24 protein-coding genes are annotated in these 26,207 nt (G+C 43.7%); 10 read left to right on the top strand and 14 right to left on the bottom strand.

From position 1 onward, the window contains the following. From GH808_RS12985 to GH808_RS12970, 4 genes are all read left to right on the top strand, one after another. Positions 1-603, top strand: a 603-nt coding sequence (locus GH808_RS12985) for a TetR/AcrR family transcriptional regulator (RefSeq protein ID WP_186843218.1), incomplete at its 5' end; no start/stop codon positions are given. 441 nt (positions 604-1,044) lie between these two features. Beyond that, positions 1,045-2,580, top strand: a complete 1,536-nt coding sequence (locus GH808_RS12980) for a carbohydrate-binding domain-containing protein (RefSeq protein ID WP_186843217.1) — start codon at positions 1,045-1,047, stop codon at positions 2,578-2,580. Positions 2,581-2,673: 93 nt separating this feature from the next. Beyond that, positions 2,674-3,087 carry a hypothetical protein gene (locus GH808_RS12975; protein ID WP_186843216.1) on the top strand — a complete coding sequence of 138 codons (414 nt, stop codon included), beginning with the start codon at positions 2,674-2,676 and terminating at the stop codon, positions 3,085-3,087. Between the two features lie 186 nt (positions 3,088-3,273). After that, entirely contained in the window at positions 3,274-4,140 is an 867-nt protein-coding gene (locus GH808_RS12970; protein ID WP_186843215.1) for a DMT family transporter, read from the top strand. A 77-nt stretch (positions 4,141-4,217) separates the two neighbouring features. Here the strand turns inward: GH808_RS12970 and GH808_RS12965 are convergent, their stop codons facing one another. The 4 genes from GH808_RS12965 to GH808_RS12955 all read right to left on the bottom strand — a co-directional run bounded on the left by GH808_RS12965 (position 4,218) and on the right by GH808_RS12955 (position 6,565). Further along, a complete protein-coding gene (locus GH808_RS12965) occupies positions 4,218-4,925 on the bottom strand; it encodes a phosphatase PAP2 family protein (protein WP_186843214.1) in 708 nt (235 codons plus the stop codon). A 201-nt stretch (positions 4,926-5,126) separates the two neighbouring features. After that, a complete protein-coding gene (locus GH808_RS15450; RefSeq protein WP_243166217.1) occupies positions 5,127-5,381 on the bottom strand; it encodes a hypothetical protein in 255 nt (84 codons plus the stop codon). 77 nt (positions 5,382-5,458) lie between these two features. Next, complete coding sequence (locus GH808_RS15445) at positions 5,459-5,983, bottom strand: MFS transporter (protein ID WP_243166216.1); 525 nt, start codon at positions 5,981-5,983, stop codon at positions 5,459-5,461. Between the two features lie 141 nt (positions 5,984-6,124). Next, positions 6,125-6,565 carry a MarR family winged helix-turn-helix transcriptional regulator gene (locus tag GH808_RS12955; protein ID WP_186843213.1) on the bottom strand — a complete coding sequence of 147 codons (441 nt, stop codon included), beginning with the start codon at positions 6,563-6,565 and terminating at the stop codon, positions 6,125-6,127. 259 nt (positions 6,566-6,824) lie between these two features. On the opposite strand from GH808_RS12955, the gene GH808_RS12950 reads away from it, so the two are divergent. Continuing rightward, positions 6,825-7,178, top strand: a complete 354-nt coding sequence (locus GH808_RS12950) for a hypothetical protein (protein ID WP_186843212.1) — start codon at positions 6,825-6,827, stop codon at positions 7,176-7,178. A gap of 56 nt (positions 7,179-7,234) precedes the next feature. On the opposite strand, the gene GH808_RS12945 is transcribed toward GH808_RS12950, so the two are convergent. Next, positions 7,235-8,314 carry a uroporphyrinogen decarboxylase family protein gene (locus tag GH808_RS12945; protein ID WP_186843211.1) on the bottom strand — a complete coding sequence of 360 codons (1,080 nt, stop codon included), beginning with the start codon at positions 8,312-8,314 and terminating at the stop codon, positions 7,235-7,237. Between the two features lie 232 nt (positions 8,315-8,546). Here GH808_RS12945 and GH808_RS12940 point away from each other — a divergent pair, with 232 nt between their 5' ends. Beyond that, positions 8,547-9,464 (top strand): LysR family transcriptional regulator, encoded by a 918-nt coding sequence (locus tag GH808_RS12940; protein ID WP_186843210.1) that lies wholly within the window; start codon positions 8,547-8,549, stop codon positions 9,462-9,464. A 125-nt stretch (positions 9,465-9,589) separates the two neighbouring features. On the opposite strand, the gene GH808_RS12935 is transcribed toward GH808_RS12940, so the two are convergent. Then, positions 9,590-11,176 (bottom strand): PucR family transcriptional regulator, encoded by a 1,587-nt coding sequence (locus GH808_RS12935; protein WP_186843209.1) that lies wholly within the window; start codon positions 11,174-11,176, stop codon positions 9,590-9,592. Positions 11,177-11,355: 179 nt separating this feature from the next. Between GH808_RS12935 and GH808_RS12930 the strand changes: the two genes are divergently transcribed. Further along, positions 11,356-13,347 carry an NAD(P)/FAD-dependent oxidoreductase gene (locus tag GH808_RS12930; RefSeq protein WP_186843208.1) on the top strand — a complete coding sequence of 664 codons (1,992 nt, stop codon included), beginning with the start codon at positions 11,356-11,358 and terminating at the stop codon, positions 13,345-13,347. A 25-nt stretch (positions 13,348-13,372) separates the two neighbouring features. Then, a complete protein-coding gene (locus GH808_RS12925) occupies positions 13,373-14,416 on the top strand; it encodes a uroporphyrinogen decarboxylase family protein (protein ID WP_186843207.1) in 1,044 nt (347 codons plus the stop codon). 173 nt (positions 14,417-14,589) lie between these two features. On the opposite strand, the gene GH808_RS12920 is transcribed toward GH808_RS12925, so the two are convergent. Further along, positions 14,590-15,933, bottom strand: a complete 1,344-nt coding sequence (locus GH808_RS12920) for a hypothetical protein (protein WP_186843206.1) — start codon at positions 15,931-15,933, stop codon at positions 14,590-14,592. Between the two features lie 188 nt (positions 15,934-16,121). Then, positions 16,122-16,892, bottom strand: coding sequence for an arylamine N-acetyltransferase family protein (locus tag GH808_RS12915; RefSeq protein WP_186843205.1), 771 nt, complete (start codon positions 16,890-16,892; stop codon positions 16,122-16,124). Between the two features lie 287 nt (positions 16,893-17,179). Between GH808_RS12915 and GH808_RS12910 the strand changes: the two genes are divergently transcribed. After that, on the top strand, positions 17,180-19,066 hold the full coding sequence (locus GH808_RS12910; RefSeq protein WP_186843204.1) for a CASTOR/POLLUX-related putative ion channel: 1,887 nt from the start codon (positions 17,180-17,182) through the stop codon (positions 19,064-19,066). A 69-nt stretch (positions 19,067-19,135) separates the two neighbouring features. Here GH808_RS12910 and GH808_RS12905 read toward each other — a convergent pair whose 3' ends face one another. The 6 genes from GH808_RS12905 to GH808_RS12880 all read right to left on the bottom strand — a co-directional run bounded on the left by GH808_RS12905 (position 19,136) and on the right by GH808_RS12880 (position 25,665). Further along, positions 19,136-20,020: a radical SAM protein gene (locus tag GH808_RS12905; protein ID WP_186843203.1), complete on the bottom strand. Its 885-nt coding sequence runs from the start codon at positions 20,018-20,020 to the stop codon at positions 19,136-19,138. Between the two features lie 8 nt (positions 20,021-20,028). Continuing rightward, a complete protein-coding gene (locus GH808_RS12900; protein WP_186843202.1) occupies positions 20,029-21,258 on the bottom strand; it encodes an aminopeptidase in 1,230 nt (409 codons plus the stop codon). 107 nt (positions 21,259-21,365) lie between these two features. Further along, complete coding sequence (locus GH808_RS12895; RefSeq protein ID WP_186843201.1) at positions 21,366-21,959, bottom strand: hypothetical protein; 594 nt, start codon at positions 21,957-21,959, stop codon at positions 21,366-21,368. 168 nt (positions 21,960-22,127) lie between these two features. After that, complete coding sequence (locus GH808_RS12890) at positions 22,128-23,012, bottom strand: putative ABC transporter permease (protein WP_186843200.1); 885 nt, start codon at positions 23,010-23,012, stop codon at positions 22,128-22,130. Between the two features lie 120 nt (positions 23,013-23,132). Next, positions 23,133-25,157 carry a S8 family serine peptidase gene (locus GH808_RS12885; protein ID WP_186843199.1) on the bottom strand — a complete coding sequence of 675 codons (2,025 nt, stop codon included), beginning with the start codon at positions 25,155-25,157 and terminating at the stop codon, positions 23,133-23,135. A gap of 115 nt (positions 25,158-25,272) precedes the next feature. Then, positions 25,273-25,665: a winged helix-turn-helix transcriptional regulator gene (locus GH808_RS12880; RefSeq protein ID WP_186843198.1), complete on the bottom strand. Its 393-nt coding sequence runs from the start codon at positions 25,663-25,665 to the stop codon at positions 25,273-25,275. A gap of 121 nt (positions 25,666-25,786) precedes the next feature. Between GH808_RS12880 and GH808_RS12875 the strand changes: the two genes are divergently transcribed. After that, a complete protein-coding gene (locus GH808_RS12875; RefSeq protein WP_186843197.1) occupies positions 25,787-26,185 on the top strand; it encodes a pyridoxamine 5'-phosphate oxidase family protein in 399 nt (132 codons plus the stop codon). The last annotated feature ends 22 nt before the right edge of the window (positions 26,186-26,207 follow it).

Below are 26,207 nucleotides of genomic sequence, written 5' to 3'. Positions count from 1 at the left end.
GGCTATAAAAATACCTATATGGAAGAAATCGCTGATGTTTGTGAAATTACAAAGCCTTTAATAACCTATTATTTTAAAACAAAATCCAATTTAGCACGCCAGGTCACCGATAAATATTTAGCAGACCATAAAAACAACATTGCCCTTAAACTTTATACAGAATACTTCAAAGGTGGAAAGACCGATCTGCAGGTAAGTACTGCCGTTGAAATTCGACTGTACGATACACTGCATTTGTGTGATCCAAATGTGCTGCGTTTTATGAAAGAACATGCAAATGAAAATTATGAAGACGCCTTTCCTAAGGACAGCGTCCGGCTTTACACGATTCACGATCGACGTTACCATCTGGACATTGATCGGGCTGCTGATGAGATTTCCATGATCGCAAGATCTGCCATGTCTTCCTCTTTATCTGTCAAACTGGCCTACGCGAGCGGTGAATTCAACTGTACCTTAGAAGAATGTCTTGATTATTTGACACGCGTTCATTTTGTACTCATGCATATTGATAAAAAAAGAATTGATGAAATCGTTGCCGAAAGCAAGCATGTTTTACAACAGGTTAATTTTGAAATCAAGCCGTATTTTCAAGTCGTGTAACTTAGTTTTTATTATCATTAAACCTCACAAGCCCCTGCATCATAAGTCGAATGCAGGGGCTTGTGGGGTTTAATGTGTTTTAGTTTTGTTATACTCTCACCACCATTTTCTTGCGTTCCGATAAAAACTGGGTTATCTCACTTTCTTTTGTTTTCAATCTCATTTTAACATGATAACGGGATTATTTCTTGTATGATATAACACTACGTTTTTTTCATAAAAAACATCGTTTGTTCATATTTTCATCACTTAACCATGTTAAATTAGTACTCATGAACAGGTCATGACATTAAGATTTTTGTAGTTTCAATGCTGAACCGATTCGGAACAATGCTGATTTGAGAATAACAGCTTTCTGAAAAAACATGTTTGGCGATCTGTTACGGCATATTAATGGAGACGGATTCTGAATAATAAAAGAAAGAGAGAAAACAAATTACAATGAAAAGATTAAAAATTTTTATACCATTTTTGATAATCATAATGGTACTGGTTAGCGGATGCAGTTCGACTGCCACAAATTCAACGGCAAGCTCCACCGCTAAAACGGTGACAGAAACGGCTGCGGGTTTAACAGCCGTTGTTTCATCCACTTCTACCATTGCTGTCGATCCTGAATTCACAGACCGCGATTTGGAAACAACCTATGACGACAGCACCGCTGTTCATGTGACACTGGATGGCAGTAATATCCAGGTTTCAGGTGATGGAGCCACTGCCAGCAACGGCGTGCTGACAATCACCAAGGAAGGTACTTATGTTGTCACCGGGAATCTGACGGATGGGCAGATCGTGGTAGCTGCGGCAGATACAGATAAGATCCAGATCGTCCTAAACGGTGCAACCATCAATTGTGCTGACAATGCCCCCATCTATATTAAAAGCGCCAATAAAGTGTTTATTACCCTCAATCAGAATACGGTCAATAGCCTGACTGACAGTTCTGCCTATGTTCAGACCGATGAAAACACTGTGGATGGCGTGATCTTCAGCAAAGCTGATTTGACCATCAATGGAGCTGGCACTTTAAATATTACAACAAATTTTAATCATGGGATTGTATCCAAGGATGACTTGATTATTACCGGCGGAACGTTTAATATCACTTCGGCAGACAATGCGCTGAGTGGCAAAAATTCAGTAAAAATCAAAGACGGTGTTGTAAATATCACTTCATCAAATGGTAAAGGCATCACTTCAAAGAATGCGGATGATACCACCAAAGGATATGTATATATCTGCGGCGGTACCATTACGATAAAAAACAGCACCGAAGGTATTGAAGGTACCGCCATTATTATAGAAGGCGGCACCATTGATCTTGTATCCCAGGATGACGGTTTCAATTCAGCCAGTGCGAGCGCAGCGGAAACGGATACCGGCGCAAAAGGCGGCGGTGCGGCAATGGAAAATGATGCAAACTGCTATCTCTCCATCGCCGGCGGGACAATTAAAGTCAATGCCACTGGTGACGGACTTGACAGCAACGGCTCTCTTTATGTCACAGGCGGAACAATTTTTGTCAGTGGACCGACAAACGGTGGCAACGGTGCTCTCGATTATAACGGAACGGCTGAGATTTCCGGCGGAACGATTATTGTAGCCGGCAGTATCGGAATGGCTCAAGGCTTCTCGGATACTTCTACTCAATGCTCATTGCTTTACAACCTCACCACAGCCTGTGCAGCGGGAACCGAAATTAAACTGACCGATGCGAGCGGTAATACCATCGCTTCCTTTACGCCTGATAAAACATATCAGTCTGTGGTAATCAGTACGCCAGACCTTGCTCAGGGATCAACCTATACCCTGACCTGCGGTAGCCAAACCGTTGATATCCCGCTAACCGCTGTGGTAACCAGCAACGGACAGACTGGAATGGGTGGACCGGGTCAGGGTGGCACCCAAGGTGGTAAACAAGACGGCGGTGCGAGACCGCAACCGCAAACAACGCAACCACAGTCAACAAGTGTATAAAGAAAGATCGAAAATCTTCAGCTCACTATGAAAGTTCTATCAGAAATTGGGTAAAACAATAAAAGAAAACTCAATAGTTAAGGAGATCCTAAAATGAAAACCAATCAATTTAATGACTATGGTTCCGAATCTGAACTGAAACAATCCAGAATGATTAACGATATTGCAGCGGCCATTGCCGCTGGCACGATGTTGATCGACGTGAGGATTGATCGTTCCCCCTTACACTATCATCCCTTTTTAAGCGAATTAAATCTTGATCAGGAATCTGATTCAACGGAAGCATTCATTTTTGACAAAGCCATCCTAGCCTATACCAAGCGCGGTACTCTTGGCATGTCAACGGGAGACTTTTTGGAAAATGCATTAAACGGCAATGTTAAACAATTAAAAAAAAACATCGATAGATACGCGGTGGCTCTGAAATACGATGAGAACAATGTTCTGACCGGGTTTAAAATTAAACTGGCCGATCTTTCTTTTCTTAACATTATGAAAATTCTATAATGTATTTAAATTTAGTTGTTATTAGTGAAATCTCATTATTAGTTTTATAAATCGACAATTTTATGTTAGTATAAAATTCTAATAAATGTTTAAAGCTATTCTATGACTACTTATTTTGACATCAACTCCATTTAGAGCATAGGATCCACATCATTTATAAATATTTGAATTGGAGTTTATGTAAAAATGAATCAAAACACAAAAGTGAACATTCTATCTTTTATGACCGTCTTTCTTTGGGCTTCAGCTTTTCCTCTTACTAAGGTGGCTTTGAGCTACTATACGCCAAACGCGCTGGGCTTCATTCGCTGTGCCATCGCCAGTATATTTCTGATCGTCATCGGCAAGTCAAACCACATCCGACTTCCAGAAAAGAAGGACATTCCCTGGTTTTTCCTGTCCGGCGGTCTGGGTTTTACCTTCTATATGATTACCTTTAACATCGGCATTCAGACACTGACTTCGGCAACCTCAAGCATTATTATTGCCACAACTCCCATTATGACGGCAGTGATCGCCTCCTTTTTCTTTAAAGAAAGAATCAATACGCTTGGCTGGTTTGCCATTCTGACGGCTTTTGTCGGTGTTCTAATTCTGCTTCTGTGGGAGGGCGTGTTCTCTGTCAATATCGGTCTGATTTGGACCCTCGGCGCTGCCACTGTTTTCTGCGGTTATAATTTTTTAAACCGAAAGCTTTCAGCCATGGCTTATTCGGCTTTGGAAATCGTCACCTACAGCATGTGCAGCGGAGCGATCCTGCTGTCAGTTTTCGCACCACAGGGGATTTCCCAGATCATCACGGCTGAACCCAACTACATTCTGCTGGTCATCTATCTCGGCATGATGCCCAGCGCAATGGCCTACTTTTTCTGGGGAAAAGCACTGTCCCTGGCGAAAAAAACAACCGATGTAACCAATTTTCTGTTTGTTTCACCATTGCTGTCAACGATTTTGGGCTTTATTCTATTGCAAGAGGTACCAAATATGGGCACTTTTATTGGCGGAGCCATTATTATTTTCAGCCTCATTCTGTTTAATCTAAAAGGAAAATAAAAAAAGCTGAGGTCATCTCAGCTTTTTTCAATTATTAAATTTACATGATATTCTGCTTTCACGAGCTATCCGTTCGCCTAGTTTTCCCATTCCTGATCATCACCCAGTTTAAGTTCCCGTTGTTTCCACAACATATAGAGTTTCGTTTTGGCTACAACGCTCTTCCAGTCTGTATAATAGGCCACATGGTATAGAAAAAAGCTCAGTATAATCGCACAGAACACATCAATCACGGAATGCTGTTTTATAAATAGCGTTGAGATGCAAATCAAAATCATCAGCGCTATTGTCCCATACCGAAACTTCAAATGAGACTTTAACTTTTGCGATTTCCATACGGCAAATGCAATCGAAAGTGAACTGGCTACGTGAATGGATGGACATACATTTGTGGATGTATCAAAGGAATACAGCCATCTTGTGATCTGGCACAACAGATTATTGCCTTCCACTTCTTCCCGGATATTGAGTCCATTTGGTATCAGCGCATAAGTGATCAGGCAAAATGTCATGCCGCCAAACATCATCAGACAAAGATTTAAAAAAGCCTCTTTGTCATAAATCATAAATCCGATTAATGAAATGGCCAGGCTAGGAAACCAGAGAAAATAAGGGATGACGAAATATTCACTGAATGGAATATAGTCATCCAGAAAAAAGTGAATTAAATGATAGGGTCGTTCAAAATGCTCCAGCATAAAAAAGGCAGCCAGGTAAAAAATAAAATAAGACAATAAATATGCATGTTGATTGGCTGAAAGCCATTTACTCAATTTTTTAATCATAAGTAACTCCAAATGTAACATTATGTATTTAATTATACCACTTTTTGTATTTTTGGTCATCTTTTCTTTCTTTAATTAACTGTTGCTGCCATGCTGAAGGGATCGAAATGATAGTTGATCAGCATTAAAAAGAATCTTGAAGGCGAAACTGATGTGAGGGATCAAACTCAATACTCCTCGGTTAATGGGCTTTCCTGTTTTTTAATCTGTTATCAGCTCTTGACCGCGGATTTTTCTGCTTGTACTCTTATTCGCTATGAATAATGATAAAACTAAAGCAAAAACGAGTACCCCAGTTTCTATTGCAAACACATGTTGAACCCCATAAACCAGACTCAACGACTGGTTTTCTGGAGCAGCCGGATTGCCTATCACTAATAACGACTTGTTTTGATAGGCAGTCATGATTGCAACAAATAAAGCTGTTCCGAATGCTCCTGCAATTTGCTGCAGCATATTCGTGATGGCCGTACCGTGAGGATAATATTTTGGAGCTAATTGATTCAGACTGTTTGTCTGTACCGGCGTATTGATCAGTCCAACCGCAACGAGAGACAAACAGTGCAAAGCAATATGGTTGGACCGATCGCCGGCGCACAAAACATGACGAGGTTGAAAATTCCCAGTGCTTTGCCGCGTTTCTCGATCGGATTGATAATGATCAGCGTATTGACGATGTTGGGGATTAAAACACCTGTTCCTACAGCCTGAATTAACCGGCCTGCCAGTAAAACTGTGAACGAAGTGGAAATGCCGCTTATCAGTGTTCCGATTAAAAATATGGCAACAGCGGCAATAAAGAGCTTTTTTGTTGAAAAGCTTTGAATAAGCAAAGCCGAAACCGGAATTGCAATTCCCATAACAAGCATATATCCAGTACTGAGCCATTGAACGACATTTGCAGATACCGCAAATTGAACCATAAGTTTGTTTAATGCCATATTTAATACCGTTTCATTCAGCATACAGCAGAATCCTGCCATAATCAAGGCAATCGTGATAGGGACAACATTATATTTTTTCTTTTGATCATTTAATTTTTCTGAACTTAATTCCATAATTTTTCCTCCGTATTCAGTAATAATTGTCATTGTTCTATATTAAAAACGAGTATGCGACTTCAAAATCCCCGGGAGATTTTGAGCATAGTTTGTTCTTACAAAATTAACCAGCATGATTTATCTGAGCGACTCTCCAACTCAAATTTTCTGTTCTTCAGCCGGTATATTTTCATCAATTTTATTTAGTATATCAATAAATAAATCCAATTGATCTTGTGAGATGCCTTTGATAATATTCTGGAACAAACTTTCAACAAATGGATAGACTTCTTCTTTCAGTTTTCTGCCTTCTGGCGTACCATAAATCAAATAAAAACGCCGATCTTCAGGACTTTTTTGGCGTATCGCCAACTCTTTTCTTTCAAGAATATCCAATATTCGAACGAGGGTCGCCTGATCTTTACTAACTTTTCTGGCTAGCTGCTTTTGATTGATCCCATCATTTTCTATTATTTGCAGCAATACTGACCATTGTTCCGTCGTGATATTATATTTTTTAAGATTTGCAGACAAATATCTCTGCATTTTTCTATTTACGTAATTTATAGACATACCGATCGATTTATCGAGAGATTGCATTTTTTATACCTCCAAATTTTATATGTTGTAGATATAATACGCAAGACATTAGTTTGTATACATATTATATTTATACATAATGTTATAATAGTTTTATCCAAATGTCAAATAAAAATAAAACTTGACTAATTTTAAAAAGCCACGGTATAATACTGAAATAACGAGTAGTTTTGATAACGTAAGTCCAGTTATCAGAGCTGCCCGTTTTTTTGTGTGCAATTCGTATTGGATTGTGCAAAATTAGAAGAAGTAAGTTTTTATGAAAAAAACGAAAACACCAGAAAAAATCAACACCACCGCCATTCTAGCGGTGGTGGTATTTAGTGCCTTCATTGCGCTCTTCAATGAGACCTCACTCATAATGATCATGCTCGTCTATATCGTAGTCTGCATCGGAGTTGGATGTACAATGACCGCTTCGCAACTGAAAGCACTAAACAATGCAGCATCCCAGGAAGTCGCAATTGCTACTGGATTCAGCTCAGCCACACTGGTTTTGGCCGTATTTGTTTTTGTTGCCTTCTGTCTGTCATTTGTTTTGAATTTCGACAAGCATAAAATTCCGTCAGCACTGGACATAAAAGCTGCAAAAGTTAACGAGAACAGGGTTTAACCGTAAAAAAAGTCCGCACAAAGGCGGACTTCAGACTGTCGATAAATCAGAACCGATTATTTTCTTCCATAAAGTTTGTTGTAGTATTCCAGCGAATAATGATACAGCTCATCCCGGGCGATGGCTTCTAGTTTCTGATCAAAGTTCTCAACCATGATCCAGCACATCACGCGTCCGTTTTCACCGAAATGATCGACAAACTGCCGCACTGCCTGACGGATTTGCTCTTCATTCCAGTCCGGAGCAATCGTCAACGGGAAGGTAAAAGTCATCTCTTTGCCATAGGTGGCGTGCAGATAATCGGGCTCGTTGATCAACAGCTGCGGTGTCCACATGTCGATTCCCATTTCCAGCATCATCGGAACGTATTGAATGTTCTTGCCGCAGGAATGCAGCTCAATGAACTTGCCCTGACTTTTTACATAATCCAGAAAGCGTTTGGTTGCCGGCATGATTTGCTTACGGAACATTTCATTGGAGAAGAAACCCGCTCTCTGGGTTCCCCAGTCATCATGATACAATACGCCGTCCACTCTGCCATAGTGCTCGAATACTTTTTGAGTTGATTCGATCTTGTAATCTGCCATTTTCTGGAAGAATTCCTCCAGCAGCTCCGGTTCTTCGTAGAATGCCATCAGACTTTCCTCAAAGGGAATCATTTCATGAAGACGTTCAAAGACGCCTTCCACACACTCATAAATATGGGGTCTGTCCGGGTCAAGCATCTTCTGAATCTTCTGGCCATCGGTCTTGAAATCAACCAGCGATAGATCCGGCCATTCCAGTTCCTCTTTCCAGTTGGCAAAATCAGAAATTGTCCGAGTTTCTGGTTTTGTAATCATGCCACCTGCCGATTCCACCATCATCCAATAAACGCCCCACCAGTCATAACCATCCACTTCCGGCACGGGATGTTCTTCCATGGCATCCGGCCAGACGATATTGGATTCGTAAAAATATGCCGGCATCCAGTAGGGCTGCTCTCCTTTGGCGCACCGAGTATAATTGTCTTTGACACTGATTGGTCTCTCCTCAATTGGGTCTTTCGGCCGTTGAAAAATCCATGGAAAACTCCCTGGTGCCTGCCATTCCTTTGAATAATCCCGATTTGCTGCCACTTCCATAAACTTGCCCATAAAAATCCCCCTGCGCTTCATTTGAATTTATAAAGTAAATAAGTTAACCTCTTTTACTTTATATTGTATGGCGCTTTTTTAGCTGCGTTTAACTGTATATTATAAGATTTTTACGATTACGTCTATTTCCTTTTTTTATCTAATTGTTAACCAAATGGTCAATAATTGAAGAAATGCACAAGACTGTGTTATACTTGTATGATACTTTCAGATTAGCTTGTAGGGGGATACGATGAATATTTTACAGATGCAGCAGTTCCAGACCATTGCCAGACACGAAAGCATCGCTAAAGCAGCCGATGAGCTTTTTGTCACCTCTTCGGCATTGAGTAAAACACTGAAGAATATCGAAAATGAATACAATTGTACTTTTTTTGATCGTGTCGGCCGAAAGATCTGTCTCAATCAAAATGGAACCGTGCTGCTTGAATACATCGACACTATTTTAAATAATTATGACAACATGAATCTTTATTTCAGCACTAACCATAATATGCCCCACTCCTCCATCATTCTGTGCGACCTCGGTGAAAATATTCTGGACACATCAATCAGCACCTTTCTGCGGAAATATCCTTATCTCCGGGTAAAAAAAGAAACCGTGTCTTTTCAAAAATCTATCGAAATGCTGCTGAACAAAGAGGCGGATATTATCTTTACCGATCATTTGAGCCTCAATCAATGCCAAGAGGAACTGACACTTCAGAATATAGAACGCACCTTTTTGTTTAAAAACAAACTCTTTATCGCGGTTCCGCCCGACTCCAAATTTGCCGCACTGAAAGAAATCAACTTGAATCAGCTGGAAAATGAAGAATTCGTCGATATCAAGGGTGAACTGGATAACGTCATCAAAACGGTGCCTTTTATCGACTATCTGTGTGAGGCCGAAAATGTCAAACTGAATTTTGCCTATCATTATGATTTAGACTACGCCTATAAAAATTTATTTTTTACGCCCCATTTGTACTTATCCGATTCGCTGCATATCAGTTATTATACGGATTCCAGAAAATATAAAAAATACATAAAAATCGCCAATCCATCCGCCTATCAGGACATTTACATCTGTTATCACCCCGAAGATCCCAATGTATCAATTTTCGCAGACATTCTGAAAAAAACTTTTATGGATATTTTTAAATCATAGCTTGATTCAAATCGACAGCCATTCTGAAAGTGCTGCCTGAAAATTTTGAAAGAGCGTTGTGTCAGGAACCAGCCTGGCTTTTTCGCTTTTTTAGTTGTCTTTCACCCGGTCCACGTTTTTGACTTTCAGCTGATTTCCAGTATTTTGTAAGACAGATGCAAATACAGCATCTGGTCGCTATCCTCATAATCAATCCCCGTCAGTTCTTTGAGCCGTTTCAGTCGGTAAACCATGGTGGCCTGATGGATAAACAGCTGTTTGGCGGTTTGCGCGGCATTCATTTTGTTATCCAGATAGGTCTTTAACGTTTCGTAATAATCACTCTTCTTGACTTTGTCATAATTCTGCAGCGTGATCAGTTCCGGCGCACACAATAATTCTGCCGGCATTTCGTGGGATGCTTCCCGAAGCAGATACGCAAACGCATAATCAGAAAACCAGTGGCACCAGATGGTTTCATTTTTTTGCATACCATAGTTCAGCGCAATTTCAGCCTGATGGCAGTAACAGGAAAGCTGTGTCAGATCAGCACAGAGATTACTGATACCGAATCGAAAATTACAATCCCTAATGAAAAGGATGAATTTAGCAAGGAATTCTTTCGCTGCCGGATAAATACTCTCACGGATAATCAATACCAAATGATCATTTTTTTCGATTGCATAGACACCCGGAAATTTCTGTGTAATATAGCGGCAATAGTAGATAGAACTTTTTATTTGAACATTGGATGGATAAAGCAGCAGATAGCCGATGTAGCAGCCTTCGTTTTTTTGCCAGCCATTTCGAATCAAAACACTGTTCAACTGGCTTTTATCGATTCTCTGATCGAGTAGAATCTGGTTAATCAGCGAAATCAGGTTGCTGTTATCCGATTTTTCTTTATCTTTGCAAAGCGCCGGATAGTTTTGATTGATCAGTAGTTGCATAGCATTGCTGAAAATATTCATCAGCTTGAATTCACCTGGTGTAAAAGCAGTATGACTGAGTTCATCGATGATAATAATTCTGCCGAAATAGTCACTGTTCAAAAAAACATCCTGGCAGAGTGCATCAGCATTGAGAATGCCTTCCGGATAGATAAACGGTTCCTGATCAGACAGTGGCTGATTATTGTTCACATCGTTCTTCAAGTAGTTAAACACCTCCAGGGGAATCTGGGACCCGCTGCCGCCATAGTCCAGACAGGGGCCGGAAGCAGCCAGATATTCCGGTTGATCATCGGCCAGATAGATGGATCTGCGAAAGATCGGCAATGAAGCATCCAGCATTTCCTGAAGATCTGCATTTTCAATTGCCTGGTAAAGATTTTCCTGCCAGCTTTCATACTTCTGGAAAATATCATAGATGATGTGAAAGATATGATGGTATAAATGATGCACTGAAGAATTTTTTTCATCATTCATCTTGTTGTTTTTTATCATACAGATGTAAGAAACACCGCAGTCTATGATCTCTTCTTGCATCTTGCCCAGACAACAAATCACTGCATCCGTTTTTTTTAAACTTTGAATAATCTTTGCATTCTTCAATACATCACAGCCCGGATCGATCAGATAAAGGGTGCCGTTTCTAATTTTTGTTTCCTCATCGATCGAACAGATGCCGGATAGTTTCATCGTTGAAAAATCGGCTCCTTCTGAAAAAGTTACCGAAAAATCCTGTATCTCCTCTTTTAATTCGCGAATGATCAATTCTTGTGAAATCTTCATGAATCATTGCCTCCTGTCAGTTTGCATTACCTTATAAACATTATATAAGGTGTCCTTGTTATTTTCAATGATATGTGCTAATTTACACAAAATACATCAGGCATTATACTGAATTTATCCTGACTTTTATCGTTTACATAGAATTATGTAAATACTCTAGGCAACGAAAGGAAACTACCATGAAATTAAAGTATGAACATGTTTTTGAACCGATCCGGATTAGAGGGGTGAAATTCAAAAACCGTCTCGAAGTCGCTCCGATGTCACCCAACCTCGTAAATCAGGACGGTACCATATCGCCTGATTTTGTAAATTTCTGCCGCCCCTTTGCGCGGGGAGGTGCCGGCATCATTACCGTTGGTAATGCCGTCATTGACCCGGAATCCCGGGATGAACCGCGCCAGCCTGATCTTTCGACGGATGAATGCATCCTCCCTCTTACCCGACTGGTTGAAATGGCCCAGGGATTTGGCGTACAACTCTCGTTGGAAGTCAACCACAGTGGGGTCAGTGTTCCCTATGAAGCAGGGAAAAAGATCTACGGTCCTTCCGCTATGATTACCTCCGGCGAAAAAATGGCAGCCGCCATGCAGGGCCGAGAACCGGCGATCACCATCGAAATGGATCATGCAAAAATCAATGATACAGTGGAAAAATACGCTGCCGCCGCATTCCGGACAAAAAGAGCTGGCTGTAAAATGTGCATGCTCCATGGCGCTCACGGGAATCTGCTTGGTCAGTTTGCCAGCCCCTTCTATAACAAACGAACCGACGAATATGGCGGCTCCATCGCAAACCGGGCGCGTTTTGCCATTGAAGTGCTGGATGCCGTCCGCGCACGCTGTGGTGAAAATTTCGTGATTGAATACCGGATTTCTGCTGATGAGATTCTTCCAGAAGGCATGCATTTTGAAGAAACACTTCAGTTTATCGCGTTGATCCAGGACAAGGTCGATATTCTCCATGTTTCCGCCGGTCTCCACAGTGATTTTGAGTATTTCAGAAACTGGTGGCAGAACTATCTGATGGACAGAAAATTCAACGTCCATTACGCCGCAAAAATCAAAAAAGCATTTCCGGATCTTCTGGTATGTACAGTCGGCTCCATTATGAATGTAAAAAATGCTGAAGAAATCATCGCCACCGGTCAAGCTGATTTTGTCGCAATGGGCCGCCCGTACCTGGCCGATCCCGAGATGCCCCGCAAGTATGCATTGGGGAAAGAAGACGATCACCGTCCCTGTATCCGCTGTCAGCACTGCTGTGCCCGTCTGATCAATCCGGCAGTCCTGACCTGTGCCGTTAATCCGCTCGTTGGTAACGAAACCGAATTTCCTGACGGTAAGGTAAAGCCGGCGAAAGTAAAGAAAAAAGTTGCTGTCATCGGCGGCGGCCCAGCCGGCATCCAAGCTCTGCTGACCCTTTGCGAACGTGGGCATGCTGTCACCCTTTATGAAAAGAGCGACCATCTCGGAGGTGTAATTGACTATGCTGCCGCCCCTTCATTTAAACAGGATCTGAAAGATTATCTTGACTACATGGTTATTCAGGCAGGCAAAGCGCCGGCACGGATACTTCTGAACACCGAAGCGACAAAAGAATTGCTTGATGCAAAAAGTTATGATGCCATCATCATCGCTGTTGGCGCAAACCCAATTGTTCCCACGCTTCCCGGTGTCAACAAATCGCATGTTCACTGGGCTCCTGAAGCTGACAGCGGCAAGGTGCAAGTCGGCAATAAGACCGTAATCGTCGGTGCCGGTGCCGTCGGAATTGAGTGCGCAATTGAACTCAAACGTGAAGGCAATGATGTTGCGATTATTGAAATGGCGTCGGATCTGTCTTCATTTATGAGAGCTAACCTTGCGGTTTTCGGAGATATCATGATGGAACTTAAAAAGCTGAATATCCCCATCCATTTCAATTGCCGGCTTGATGAAATAAAAGACGCTACCGTTATCTGCACCGATATCGAAAAATCGGCAAAAGTCGAATTTTCGGCCGATACCGTCCTGCTGGCTCTTGGCGTATCACCCAATCATGCGGTGGCTGATTCTTTGCGCAAATGTGCTCCCAATACGGAAGTCTTTATCGTTGGCGATGCGTATGAAGTTACCACCAATCTGGCTTCTGCCGTTCTATCCGCTTTCAAAGCGGCCGCCTATGTTTAAAAAATAATGAAAAGAGGTATTTATTATGGCTATTGAACGCACACCGAAACAGAATTTTCTGGATATGGCAAAAGGCATTCCTTCCGACTACCTGCTGCAATTCGCCTACGGACCAAATCCGTATTCCAAACGCCCGCTGATGAACATGTTCTGCGGACCGGGATTCTTAAATCAGCACCGCAGTCCCGAGGGTGGCAAAGATATCTGGGGCGTTAATTACGTCACCACCAGAGACACCGGTTATTCCGGTATGCCGGAGCCAAACAATTTTATCCTGAAAGATATTACGAAGTGGCGTGATGTGATCAAAGCACCGGATATTTCCGGCTTCGACTGGGAAAAAATGGCCAAAGACGATCTGGCTATGCTGGCCAAAATGGGAATTGATCCGTCGCAGACTGCGATGATGTACAGCATGCACTTTGGTTATTTTCAGCTGCTGATGTCCTTTATGGGATTCACTGAAGGGCTGTGTGCGATTGCCGAGGAACCGGAAGAAGTGAAAGCTCTGATGGAATACCTCTGCGATTTCTACACTGAAATCGAGGCAAAATCGTTTGATTTATATAAACCGGATCTGATTGAAATCATCGATGATACCGCCGCCTGGGGTGCTCCGTTTATCTCCAATGAACAGTATCGGGAGCTTTTCAATCCTTGTCATGCCAGAGAAGCTCAGTTTGCTGTGGACAGGGGACTTCCGGTTGCGATGCATGACTGCGGAAAATGTGAACCTTTCATTGACGACTGGATCGATTTTGGCGTAAAATACTGGGAACCTGCTCAAACCTGCAATGATTTGCTTGGTATCAAAGAAAAATATGGCAGTGATATGATCGTAATCGGCGGATTCGATGCCAACGGCGAGCTGATTCTGCCGGAATGTCCAGAAGAAACCTTTAAAGCGGCAGTCGTCGATGTGATCGATACCCTGGCTGTTGGCGGCAATTATATTTTTGACGGCTGGCTTTTCGGTGATCCTGATGATGAATCCGTCAACAATAAAAACCGCTGGCTGACTGAAGCTACCGAAGATTACAGTGTTGAACGATTCCGAAGCAAACTATGATTCATTAAGCTGATTGTTTCCTGCATTTTTTTCTAAATCAGATAACATGCGCGCGAAAAGAACTCCGATTCCTGAGGAATCGGAGTTCTTTTTATTGAGATTCACCCGGCAGGTGATTGGAGGTCAAACCTGCCCGACAAAAAACATATCAGATTTCGAACAAATAATCGGCACTAAGCCTGATTTTCCCGTTTACTCATTACAACTGCTGTTCCCATGAGAGCTGCAAGTGCCAAAACAGCCACGATCGCATCGGTTGCGGTTGTTGCTACACCTGTTTTGGGATTGGCCGAATAAGCCTGATGATGATGTTTAAAGTGTTTACTGCAAAGCGGTTCGAGAAACAGACAGGAAGCTGAAGTATCGACCGTTCCATAACATGGGTTAATATAGATTCCCTCATAACCGGAAAGTGCCCGAGGATTGGCTCCGCCTGTTGCACACAGGTCAAGAATGCCATTGTTGATCACTAACCAGCTGGCTGCAAATAAACAGGTGGATACGCCTGCATCAGTTGCTGAATTAGAACGTACAGTCGTGTATCCGCCGTTGAAAACTAAATCATCCGCAGCCCCGATCCCCATACTCTGACCTTCAAAAGCATCGGTGTAAACATCAAGCGTTCCGGCATTGACAATAACATCGCCATAGGAGAAAATTCCTCTGGCCCCGGCGTCTCCGGTGTTGATGGCTGTAATATCAATATTTCCGCCGTTGATCAGGACATCACTGTTTGTCGTGGCACTGTCGGCAAAAATACCATAAGCACCTTGTGTGCCAGCACCGCCGATTGCAGTGATATCATAGGTTCCACTGTCGATGGTCAGATCATCAGTGACATGAATGCCACCGCCTCTGGTGGCGGCTGTTGCCTGTCCCTGAGCGACCAGCGTACCGGTTCCGCTCATATTCAAGTCGCCGGTAACATCAACGGCAAAACCGTTGTTGGTTGTCAATGTGTTGTTGCCCAGCAGGACGAGCTTGAAAAGATCGGCTGCTGATACCACATTCAGTTCTTGTCCCGTGAAATTGTCAAGCGTCAGCGTGTTAGCAGCTGCATCGAAAGAAAATCCAGCACCTGCGGCGGTAGCAAGAAGATTGACAACCGTTCCGCCAGAAAGCGTCAGGTCAGCAACCGTTGCGGTCATCGCATCGATGGTTTCTTCTTCAACAGCAACGGTTTCATCCGTTGTGACTGCCGGTTGTGCTGGGGCGGCGGCTGTTCCAACTGTTTTATCCGGTGCCGGCGTGACGGTTGCGTCTTTCGGTGTGGTTGTTACCCCAGTTGCCGGAGTCGTTGCAGCAGCTGCCGGAGCCGCTGGGTTCACCGTTGGATCGGTTGTCTCTGCTGGCACAACGGTTACGCCATCTTCTGCCGTCAGAACAATGATGACGCTTCCATCTTCATCGGCCGTACCTACATCTTCTTTATCTGCAGCCAGGGCCGAAACCGGAACGAGCATAAATATCATGGACAGAACCAGGAACAAGGACATCAATTTGGACAGTTTTCTCACTTTACTATTCCTCCTTCTGATTTGATGTGTTTTCGTCGTGCCAATCAAATCTGTGTTTGACAGCAAACAGCACTGGAAAACACTCTAAAAATTTTTTACCCTTATCGATTATGTATAATCATTAAAAAGAAATTTTTTTTTAATATTCTTTTAAGATTTGAACTGATTATCAGGTCACAAATTGAGCTTCAGTCCGCAAGATAGATTCCAAAATATTTCCATAATGCTAAACTGAGTTCCATATCATTAACGAGTATCTTGACCGTTTCCTGATCACCCGCAACAATTTTCAAACGATTTTCCAGAAGGGTGACGCGCCCGGTCGCTGTCGGTTTTGTGAAAATCCGTTCTTTTATAAAACGGGAAGACGGGTGTGTGGAAATATAATAATTGGCAATTTCGAAGTCTTTGGGAAAGCACGCTTCCGGGCTGAAAGCATAGAGCGGCTGAAACGCACCTTTTATGCGGTACTCAAGCACATAGCCATAAGCCGGGTTCATTACAATTCGATAACTGCGACCGTACTGTTCCTGTTCGACTCCGGCCTCAAGAAGAAGTGGCGCCACCAGACCGTTGCTGCCAAAACCGACGTCGCAAAGCCACTGCTGATTGCCAATTGCAACGATAAGAACCTGATGCGTTTTACCCCCATATTCGCTGTTATTAACCCATACTCTGGCTAAAAGATTTTTAACCGAAAACCCCAGGCTGGTCAGAACAAAGGAAAACAGTCCGTTCATCTCGAAACAATAGCCACCGCGTCTGTCGATAACGATTTTTTTAAATAAATCGTCGATTTTCAGTGAAATCGGCTTTTTTTCAAAAACGTCCAGATTTTCAAAAGGAACGTTCATCGTATGGGCGGTATGGAGATTTCTCAATGTTTCAACGGAAACCGCCGTCCCGCCATCGTACTTAATCCTTTTTAAATATGCCGTCATGTCAAATACCTGATGCATGTTCGCTTTCTCCTATCACAAATATAATTTCATTTTCAATCATATTATCATATTTGCCGCGATTAATAAATTCGAATTCGTTTTTTAACTCCGAAACAGCAATAAATATTACAATAAAACCGCCCACAATTTGAACAAATCTTGTCTGGAATGATTGAAGCATATTCATATATATGGTAAAATAATTAAAACATGCAGTTATTTTCATGAAATTGCATAAATTGAATTGAACAGTATTGCATGCAAAATTCAAGGTCAAAACAAAACTTAATAAGAGGAGCAAAAAAATGGACAATGTGGGTTTCTTTCAAAAACTGCGGTACAAATTTGACAATCTGATGTCAAAAGGCACAGGTATTTTATTGCTGTCACTGGCGATCGCGACAGCCGGCATGATCGCTCTTATTTCACTCATCGTCTGGTTTACCCAATCCGGTCCGACATCGAGTTTTCCCGAATTGTTATGGATGGGGCTGATGCGGGCCATCGATTCCGGCACCGTCAGCGGCGATACGGGCAGCGTCTTCTATGTTTTCCTGATGTTTGTGACAACACTTGGCGGCATCTTTATCCTAAGTATTCTCATCGGTATTTTAACAACCGGTATCGAAGCCAAACTGGATTCACTCCGTAAAGGCCGATCCCGCGTCATTGAAAAAGATCAGACGATTATCCTCGGCTGGTCAGAACAGATTTTTACAATCATTGAAGAGCTGATCGAGGCCAACAGTAACCGAAAACATGCCTGCATCGTCATTATGGGAAATCAGGACAAATCGGAGATGGATGACGAAATCAGAGAACGCATCACCGATACCAAAACAACCCGGATTGTAACCCGCCAGGGTAATCCCATTGACATTGATGATCTTGAGATTGTCAGTCTCAATACATCCCGATCCATCATCATCATTCCTGAGGACGACACCAAAGTCATCAAAACCATTCTGGCCATCACCAACAATCCTAAAAGACGCAGCGAGCCTTATAATATCGTCACCGTTTTGAGAGACCCCCAGAATATCCAGATCGCTCAAATCGCCGGCAGCAACCAGGCCGAAATCATCCTCAGCGATATGCTGATATCACGAATCATCGCGCAGACATGCCGTCAACCCGGACTTTCAACCGTCTACACTGAACTGCTGGATTTCGACGGCGATGAAATTTACTTCAGCGATTGCCCTGAAGCAATTGGAAAAACATTTTCTGAAGCGCTGTTTCTTTTCGAAAAATCGACCGTCATCGGGATCCAGTCACAGGGTAAAACTTACCTCAATCCGCCGATGAAGACGGTTCTTCAGGATGGTGATCAGATCATCGCCATCTCGGAAGATGATGACACCATTGTCATCCGACCAGATCGCACCGTAACTTTTGACGCTGGCGCAATTGTTCAATCCGTTTCAGCCGAACCGGATCGCCCGGAAAAAACCCTGATTTTGGGATGGAATGAAAACGCCCCTTTGATCATCCATGAAATTGATAACTATGTTCCCGGAGATTCCCTGCTCACGGTTGTCTCGGATTGCATCGGGAAAGAAGCGTTTGAAGCCACGATTGGTCTTCTTAAAAACCAGAAAACTGAAATGCTTCAGGGGGACCCCAAAGATCGGTCCATTTTAGACGAGCTTATGGTGAGAAATTACGATCACGTTATTTTACTGTGCAACACCTGCGACGATTCATCACCGCAGGATGTTCAGGAATCCGACGCCAACACCCTGGTTGTCCTGCTTCAGTTGCGGGATATTTCCGAAAAGCTTGGAACCCGGTTCTCTGTTGTCAGTGAAATGATGGATTTCAGAAATAAAAAACTGGCTGAAGTCACCAAGGTTAACGATTTTATTGTCAGCGAAAAACTGGTCAGTTTGATGCTGACTCAGATTTCCGAGAACAAGATGCTCAGCACCGTATTCGACGATTTGTTTGATGCCGATGGATCTGAGCTCTATATCAAAAATGCCACAAAATACGTCGTTGCAAATAAACCAGTTAACTTTTACACCCTGGTGGAAGCGGCCAGAAGGAAAAATGAAGTGGTGATTGGCTATATCATTGCCGCCGAACAACTGGACGCCCAGAAAAACTACGGTATTTATATCAACCCTGAAAAATCCTTATCCGTCACTCTGACGGATCAAGATGGCCTCATCGTCATTGCTGAAGATTGACAGCCAGATCCTTTATCATCAAAAAAGCTTCTTCGTTTTTGCGAAGAAGCTTTTTTATTTGCATCAAGTTCAGACACCTTCGTTGTCAAAATCAGGAATAAAGCTTTCTGCAGCCGTGTCCCCATCCTGAATGAAAGCATTTTCAACACCGAGAGCGATGGCGTAATCGACCAGCTGATCGTATTCTTGCTCAGATATCCGGCGGTCCAATTCCGGGAATCGCTTCACCTGAGGCAGCGGTGTATACTGGTTCATGATGCTGATAAAGATATCATCACCGTATGTTTCATACAGATATTTGATGACCGCTTTCGAATCCTTTAAACAGCCCGGCAGCATCAGATGGCGAACGATCATCCCTTTCTCCATCCGGCCGTTGCTGTCAAACACCGGTTTTCCCACCTGACGAAACATTTCCTGCAGCGCCGCTTTGGCAATCCCGGGATAGTCCGCGGCGTTTGAGTACTTGCGGCTGATGTCAGCATCCAGATACTTGAAATCCGGCAGAAAAACAGACACGTAACCCTCCAGGCGTTTCAGAGTCGCCACTTTTTCATAAGCACTGGTGTTGTAAACGACCGGAATTTCCAGGCCCCTGGCTGTGGAAATTTTCAGTGCTTCAATAATCGGCAGGACGAAATGGGTCGGCGTCACCAGATTGATGTTGAGCGCATGCTTCTCCTGCAGCTCCAGAAAAATATCCGCCAGCCGTTCAGCTGAAATCGTCTTTCCTGTCTCCGCCCTTGCAATTGAGGCATTCTGACAGAAGACACACTGCAGATTACAGCCGGCAAAAAAGACCGCGCCGGAGCCGGCTTCTCCGGAAATGCAGGGTTCTTCCCAAAAATGGAGCGCCGCTCTGGCGGCGACAATCTCATTCGTCTCCCGGCAGAACCCCAGCTCGCCATGATCGCGGTCAACACCGCAGTTTCTCGGGCACAAATAACATTTCATGCCAGGTATCAGGCCCAGTTGCCGTTTCTGAAAATGCAGATTTCTGTACCGTCTGCTCTGATTCCGGTAATTTCCAGATCCTTGGTGCCAATCATAAAATCGACATGGGTCATGGACTGGTTGGCCCCCGCTGCCTTCAGTTCTTCCTTGCTCATGCTGCCGCCGTTTCTGATGGTCGTCGGATAGCATTCGCCGAAGGCCAGATGACAGGCGGCGTTTTCATCAAACAACGTATCATAGAAAAGGATTCCCATATTCGAAATCGGCGAATCATACGGCACCAGGGCCACCTCGCCCAGCCGGCCGGAACCCTCATCCATCTCGATGATCATCTTGAGAATGTCATATCCTTTTTCGGCTTTAAAATCCGTCACCTTTCCATCATGGAAAGTCACGCTGAAATTTTCAATCAGGTTACCCTGATGGCAAAGCGGCATCGATGCCGCCACGGTTCCTTGTGCATAATTGCAGTCCGGCGCGGTGTAGATTTCTTCAGTTGGCATGTTCGCAAAAAAAGGAGTCCGATCCGGAGTAAATTCGCTGCCGCCTTCCCAGATATGATCTTGCTGCAGACCGATGACAAAATCCGTACCGATGCTGTTTCTGTAACGCAGTTTTTTAAAATGGTAATCATTGAGCATTTTGCATTTTTCGGTCAGCAGGGCATTATGTTTTTCCCATGCTTTGACCGCATCTTCCCGTCCGATTCTGACCGACTCAAAGATGGCTTGCCAGAGTTTTTCCATAGCCGCGTCGCGGTCCAAATCCGGAAACACCTTCTGCGCCCATTTTTCCTCCGGTACGGCCGCAACGCACCACTGCATTTCGCTGGCCATCATCATCTTATAGTAGGTTTTAAAGGCCGTATCCGCCGCTCTGGAACTGGTTTTCAGTTTTTCGCTGTCAACTCCGAGAAAGGCTTCCGGATCACTGCCGGTCACCGCGATAAATGCGGCTTTCTCCCGGGCATAATAATTACGCGACTCGGCCCGCCATTCGGGGATATTTTCCAGCTCAGCCATGGCTGCATAATCAAAACGGATTCGGCTTGTCCTGACATCGTTCCAGAAAACAATCACGTCTCTGGCTCCGGCCTTGTAGGCTTCTTCCACGACCATTCTCCCAAAGCTGACATTCTCAATGCCGCAGTTTAAAACCACATACTGGTCCTTTTGAACATTGGCCCCGGTTTTTACAATCAATCTTGCATATTCCTGCAACTTCTCATTATGATTCATTTCTATTCCTTTTCTAAATTATTATATTCAAGCGCCGCTAAAACAGACGAAATAAAACACACCCCAGTTGTCATATTCAAATGGGGTGTTTGGTATATTTTACTTTATTATATAATGCTTGGATTTGCGACCATGCCTGGATTTTGAGCATTCTGGGTCTTGGTATTCTGCATCTGAGGCTGCTTGACGTTATTGTCTTGCTCCTGAGTGCCGCCCGTCTGGTTGTCTTCCTCGCGGCTTTCTATTTCAGTATTGTACTCGGCAACGGTTATCTTCCCCTCTTGCAGCATTCCTTTCAGCTCGGAATTTGTAAAAGATGACAACGTCTCGTCGTTTGAAACACTTTCCGATTCACCATCATATGAAGCCAAATTCAGTAAAGTCCTCACTTCATTTTCAAGTGCCAAGGCTTCATCATCGGCTGGCTGCGGAGGCACTGCTGACGGTTTTTCCTGCGCGGGCAGGGCGTTCAATTGATTTGTATCGCTTTGCACGGCGCTGTTTTCACTTTTGGTCTTGTATTCCAGATAATTCTGACTGAGTTCCATTGTATCGTATCGATAATAACTGTTTACCTCTCGCGCAGAACTTTGACCTCCATTGCCCTCTGTGTCCGCTTTTATTGCCGTGTTTTCGACCTGTTTCGTGACGGTTGCTGTATTTCCCTGAAGTTTTGCAACATCTAAACTGATTACTTCCATGTCTGATCTCCCTTCTGAAAATTTTCGATAAAACAGAGGCTTTCAAAAATTTACATCGATCGATAGATGTCACCACCCATCTGAATGATTCATTTTTTTATTACCCCAAAAATCCGCATGTGTTTTATGCATAGTATATCACATTTTTACAATTATTTCCAAAACTATTCAATGATTTTCAGAATCGTGCTGTTCCGTTCGATTCAATTTGTACTCCTTCAGTCTTTTCAGCGCTTCATTATAGTATGTCGAGCTGATATTGGGAAAGGCACTCAGCAGTCGCTTCATTCCAAATGGACTTGTTTCCAGGATTTCTTTACTTGCCTGTTTCAGATCGCGGAGCGTCTGTTCATAGCGTTCCAGCATTTCTCTTTTGGCCTCTAGCTGAGCGGCTGCTTCTTCTCCGTAAAGCTTCTTCTTCTGTTCCATTTTGACTTCGATCTCTTCTTTCATATTGACTAACTCAAGGGTTTTGGTCGCAAGATTTTCACCAATTTCGTTTGATGTCTTTTTAATCATCGCCGACAATTCGTCAATCCGCGCCAGTTTTTTATTAAATTTGAGGATCGTTTTAACCGTTTCAATCATATCAACCATAAACAAAACGACAAATACTGCCAGAATGATCATGGCTATCAAGCTCGGCACAAAATCGATTACCCCGATTACAAAAGGGTGAATGCGATCGACCACCACCATGCAGGCAATCCCCCACATCAATGAAAACAGGGGGCAGATATAGCCGCCAATATTAAACGGTTTGTCCGAATAGTCCCACCATTTCTGATGAAACATCTTCTCAAGAACGAATCCAGCTGTGAGCTCAATCAGACTGGTGATCAGCACCGATCCCAAAAACAACACAACAAAATTCTCTTTGAAAGGATTCAACAGAAACACGACGGCAATCACGCCGAAGCCGTAAATCGGGCACAATGGTCCGTTCAGGAAACCCCGGTTGACAAACTTTCCATGAATCAATGCTGCATAGCATACCTCACAGCACCAGCCCAGAAAGCCATAGATAAAAAAGCACATTAAAACCATCATCATTATTTTCTCTCTCCATTACTTAAGTCTAGAGGCCTGAATCAGCCTCTTTTTTTACAGACAAAAACGCTTTTCTGTGATCATTAATGATGGCAGAAAAACGTTTTTCTTGTCTCCCAAAAGCTAGTTGCTGATATAAGGCGTATCGGTTGAACCGGGTGCGGCACTTCCAGCCGGTACTATTTTAATTCTGATGCCCTCCAGTCGATAGGACAAACCGGATGTTCCGACACTGGCACCGTTTTTTGCCCATCCCATCCAGCCCACGTTCTGGGCATGAACCTGATAATAGACATCAAACAAATCCGCATCTTCACCGGTCAGTTCGATTTGAATGGCCTCCAGACGAAGGGATCTTGCCGTGGTTCCGCTCAGTGTTCCATCCGCAACATAGTCCTGCCAGCCGATATTCTCAACATGAGTTTTATATTTCACCCCGAGATCATAGCCCTGGGTATTCGTTTTTATTTCAATCCCTTCCAGCCGGAGCGACCGGTTTGTCGTTCCGCTGAGGGCACCATCCGTCACATAATTCTGCCAGCCGTCACTCTGAACATGCGTCCGGTAGCTGATTGAAGTCGTCTTGACTGCCACTTCCCTGACCACAAAATTAATAATGGCTTTTTTTATCAGTGTGCCGCTTCCATCCTTGACTTCCACATTAAGCGTATAAATTCCCGGGATAGTCGGTGTAAAGGTAGCGGTGCTGGCCGTACTGTAATCCTGAATGGTTGTCGTTTCACCATTGAACTCATAATAAAACCCATAAGTGTAAGAACCGGCACCGCCGCTGGCTGATGCGGTTAATGTGACCGGTGTGCCCACCGATTGACCGGGTGTTTTATCCGCCGTAAAACTGTCAATCGTTAACGGTACATTGGGTGTTACTGAAGCCAGAGCGTTATCCAGCTGGATCATCCCGTAACCATAGTAGTCATCTTTTCCGGCCGCTCCGAAATCCAGCGCGGTATCTTTGAGAATTTTCTCAACCTTGGCGTTTGTCAGTGTCGAATCCGCAGCCATCAGCACGGCGCAAGCGGCTGCCGTGATCGGGCTGGCAAAGGATGTGCCGGAAACCGCTTGGTATCCACCATCATGATTGGTCGTATAAATCTGTTTGCCCGGAGCGCATAGATCAACCTGACTGTTGTGCTGGGAAAAAGAAGCGATGGCATTGGTATTGTCTGTTGCACCAACTGAAATGACATTGTTGTATGAAGCGGGATTTGAAAACTCGCCACTGTATTCGGCATTTTCGCCTTCATTGCCAGCCGCTGCAACCAACACCTTGCCGGCGGCATAGGCATTTTCCACCGCTGTTCTGAGCGCTGAAGAGGCAAAATACCCGCCAAAGCTCATGTTAATTACTTTTACCTCGGGACGGGATGCCGCATCATACAGGGCAGCACAGACATAACCCACATCCAGATTGGTATCCCCATCAGATACGCCGCCGACACGGTAAGGCGCAACTTTGATGTTGGCATTTCCGGCTATTCCGGCAATGCCGATGCTGTTATTGGCAACCGCAGAAATACAGCCACAGACCATGGTTCCATGACCGGACTTGTCGATCGCTGTGACGCTCCCATCCACGTAGTCATAGCCGTACACAAAATTACCTTTAATATCCGGATGGTCGGTATTGAGACCGGTATCGATAACCGCCACCACAACAGGTGCAGAATTATTTACCTTATTCCAGGTATGATCCGCACCGATTCGCTCGAACTGCCATTCCTGAGACAGTTCTGCATCGTTGGGAAGCGCCGACACCTGGATATAGCTGTTTTTTTCCGCAATCAGTACATTCGGATTTTCCGATAACTGATTGACCATGGCGTCCACATTCGCCGCGTCTTTGACTTCGATGATGTCCACCCGATCCGATACGGTTTCGCCGCCGGTGATTTCCTGAGTTGTCAGGCCAAGGCTGCTGATCTTGCAGCTGTTATTCTGATAAATAACGATGATCTGCTGATTGATATTCGAATTCTCATCAATATCCGCCACTTCATCAAGACTCTGTACCACCATGGTATCTTTGCTGGACGTTTGCTGCACATTGGATGCCAATACTCCCACTGGACAGGATGCAGCAATTAAAGCGATCATTAATAAGAATGCTATTCCCTTTTTAAGTTTCATGAGCCATACCTCTTTCCGGTTAATTCTTAGCTTCAATCATAACGTATTTGGAATTTAAAAGCAATCAATATGATACTGCATCCACATTTTGAAAGAGGTTTGAAAGATCCGGCCTTTATTCAAAAGCCTGCTTGTTTCGTGACATGTCGCTCGCCCATTTGCCCAGCTGCATTAAAATCGGCCCCAGATCATCCACTGCGGCCGTCGTTGAATATTCCACCCGCACTGGCATCACATTGTATTGTTTGCGTCTGACGAGCCCATCGGCTTCCAGCTTTTTCAAAGAGCTGGAAAGCATGGTATTAGTGATACCATTTATTTTCTGTTTCAGATCGTTATAACGAATCGGTCCATCGATTTGAAGGGCACACAGTATCTGAAGCTTCCACTTGCCTCCAATGATTTCCATTGCCGTTGATAGCGGACATTTCTCCCCGCATGGACAGATACTGTTTTTATTGTTGCACTCAGCAGCCGACCTTTTCAAATCATTATCTTCTATAATCATTTTTTCTTACCTACCCATTTATTTTTGCGTTATTGACATCAAGCGCCTATAATCATAAAATTATACCATGTAGTAAATACATAGTAAATATACATTATATTCTAAGGAGGATTTTTTTATTATGGAAGAAGTATTGAGTTTTTTACAGGAAAACAGCCCATTTTACCTGGCCAGTGTGGATGGTACCACCCCAAAGGTTCGCCCACTGGGATTCTGTATGGGGGTTGATGGAAAAATCTATTTCGGAATTGGAACATTCAAGCCAAGCTATGCCCAACTGACCGCAAACGCCGCAGTTGAAATCTCGACCACAAGCAAAACAATGGAATGGATTCGTCTGCGCGGCACTGCCGTTTTTGATGAAAGCGCTGCGGTTACTGCAAAGGCCTTTGAAGTGATGCCCAATCTGAAAGCGATGTATAATGAAGAAACCGGCCGTACCCTTGGCCTTTTTTATCTGAAAGACGCGGTTGCGGAAATCGCCGATATGAAGGGCGGTTTCAAAGAAATCAAATTCTAAGCAATCCGAAATCTTTTAAAAA

It is taken from the genome of Acetobacterium fimetarium (assembly GCF_014284475.1).
Lineage (GTDB): Bacteria > Bacillota > Clostridia > Eubacteriales > Eubacteriaceae > Acetobacterium > Acetobacterium fimetarium.
The sequence above is the reverse complement of the archived record's forward strand: the minus strand, read 5'-3'. Positions and strand labels throughout refer to the sequence as shown.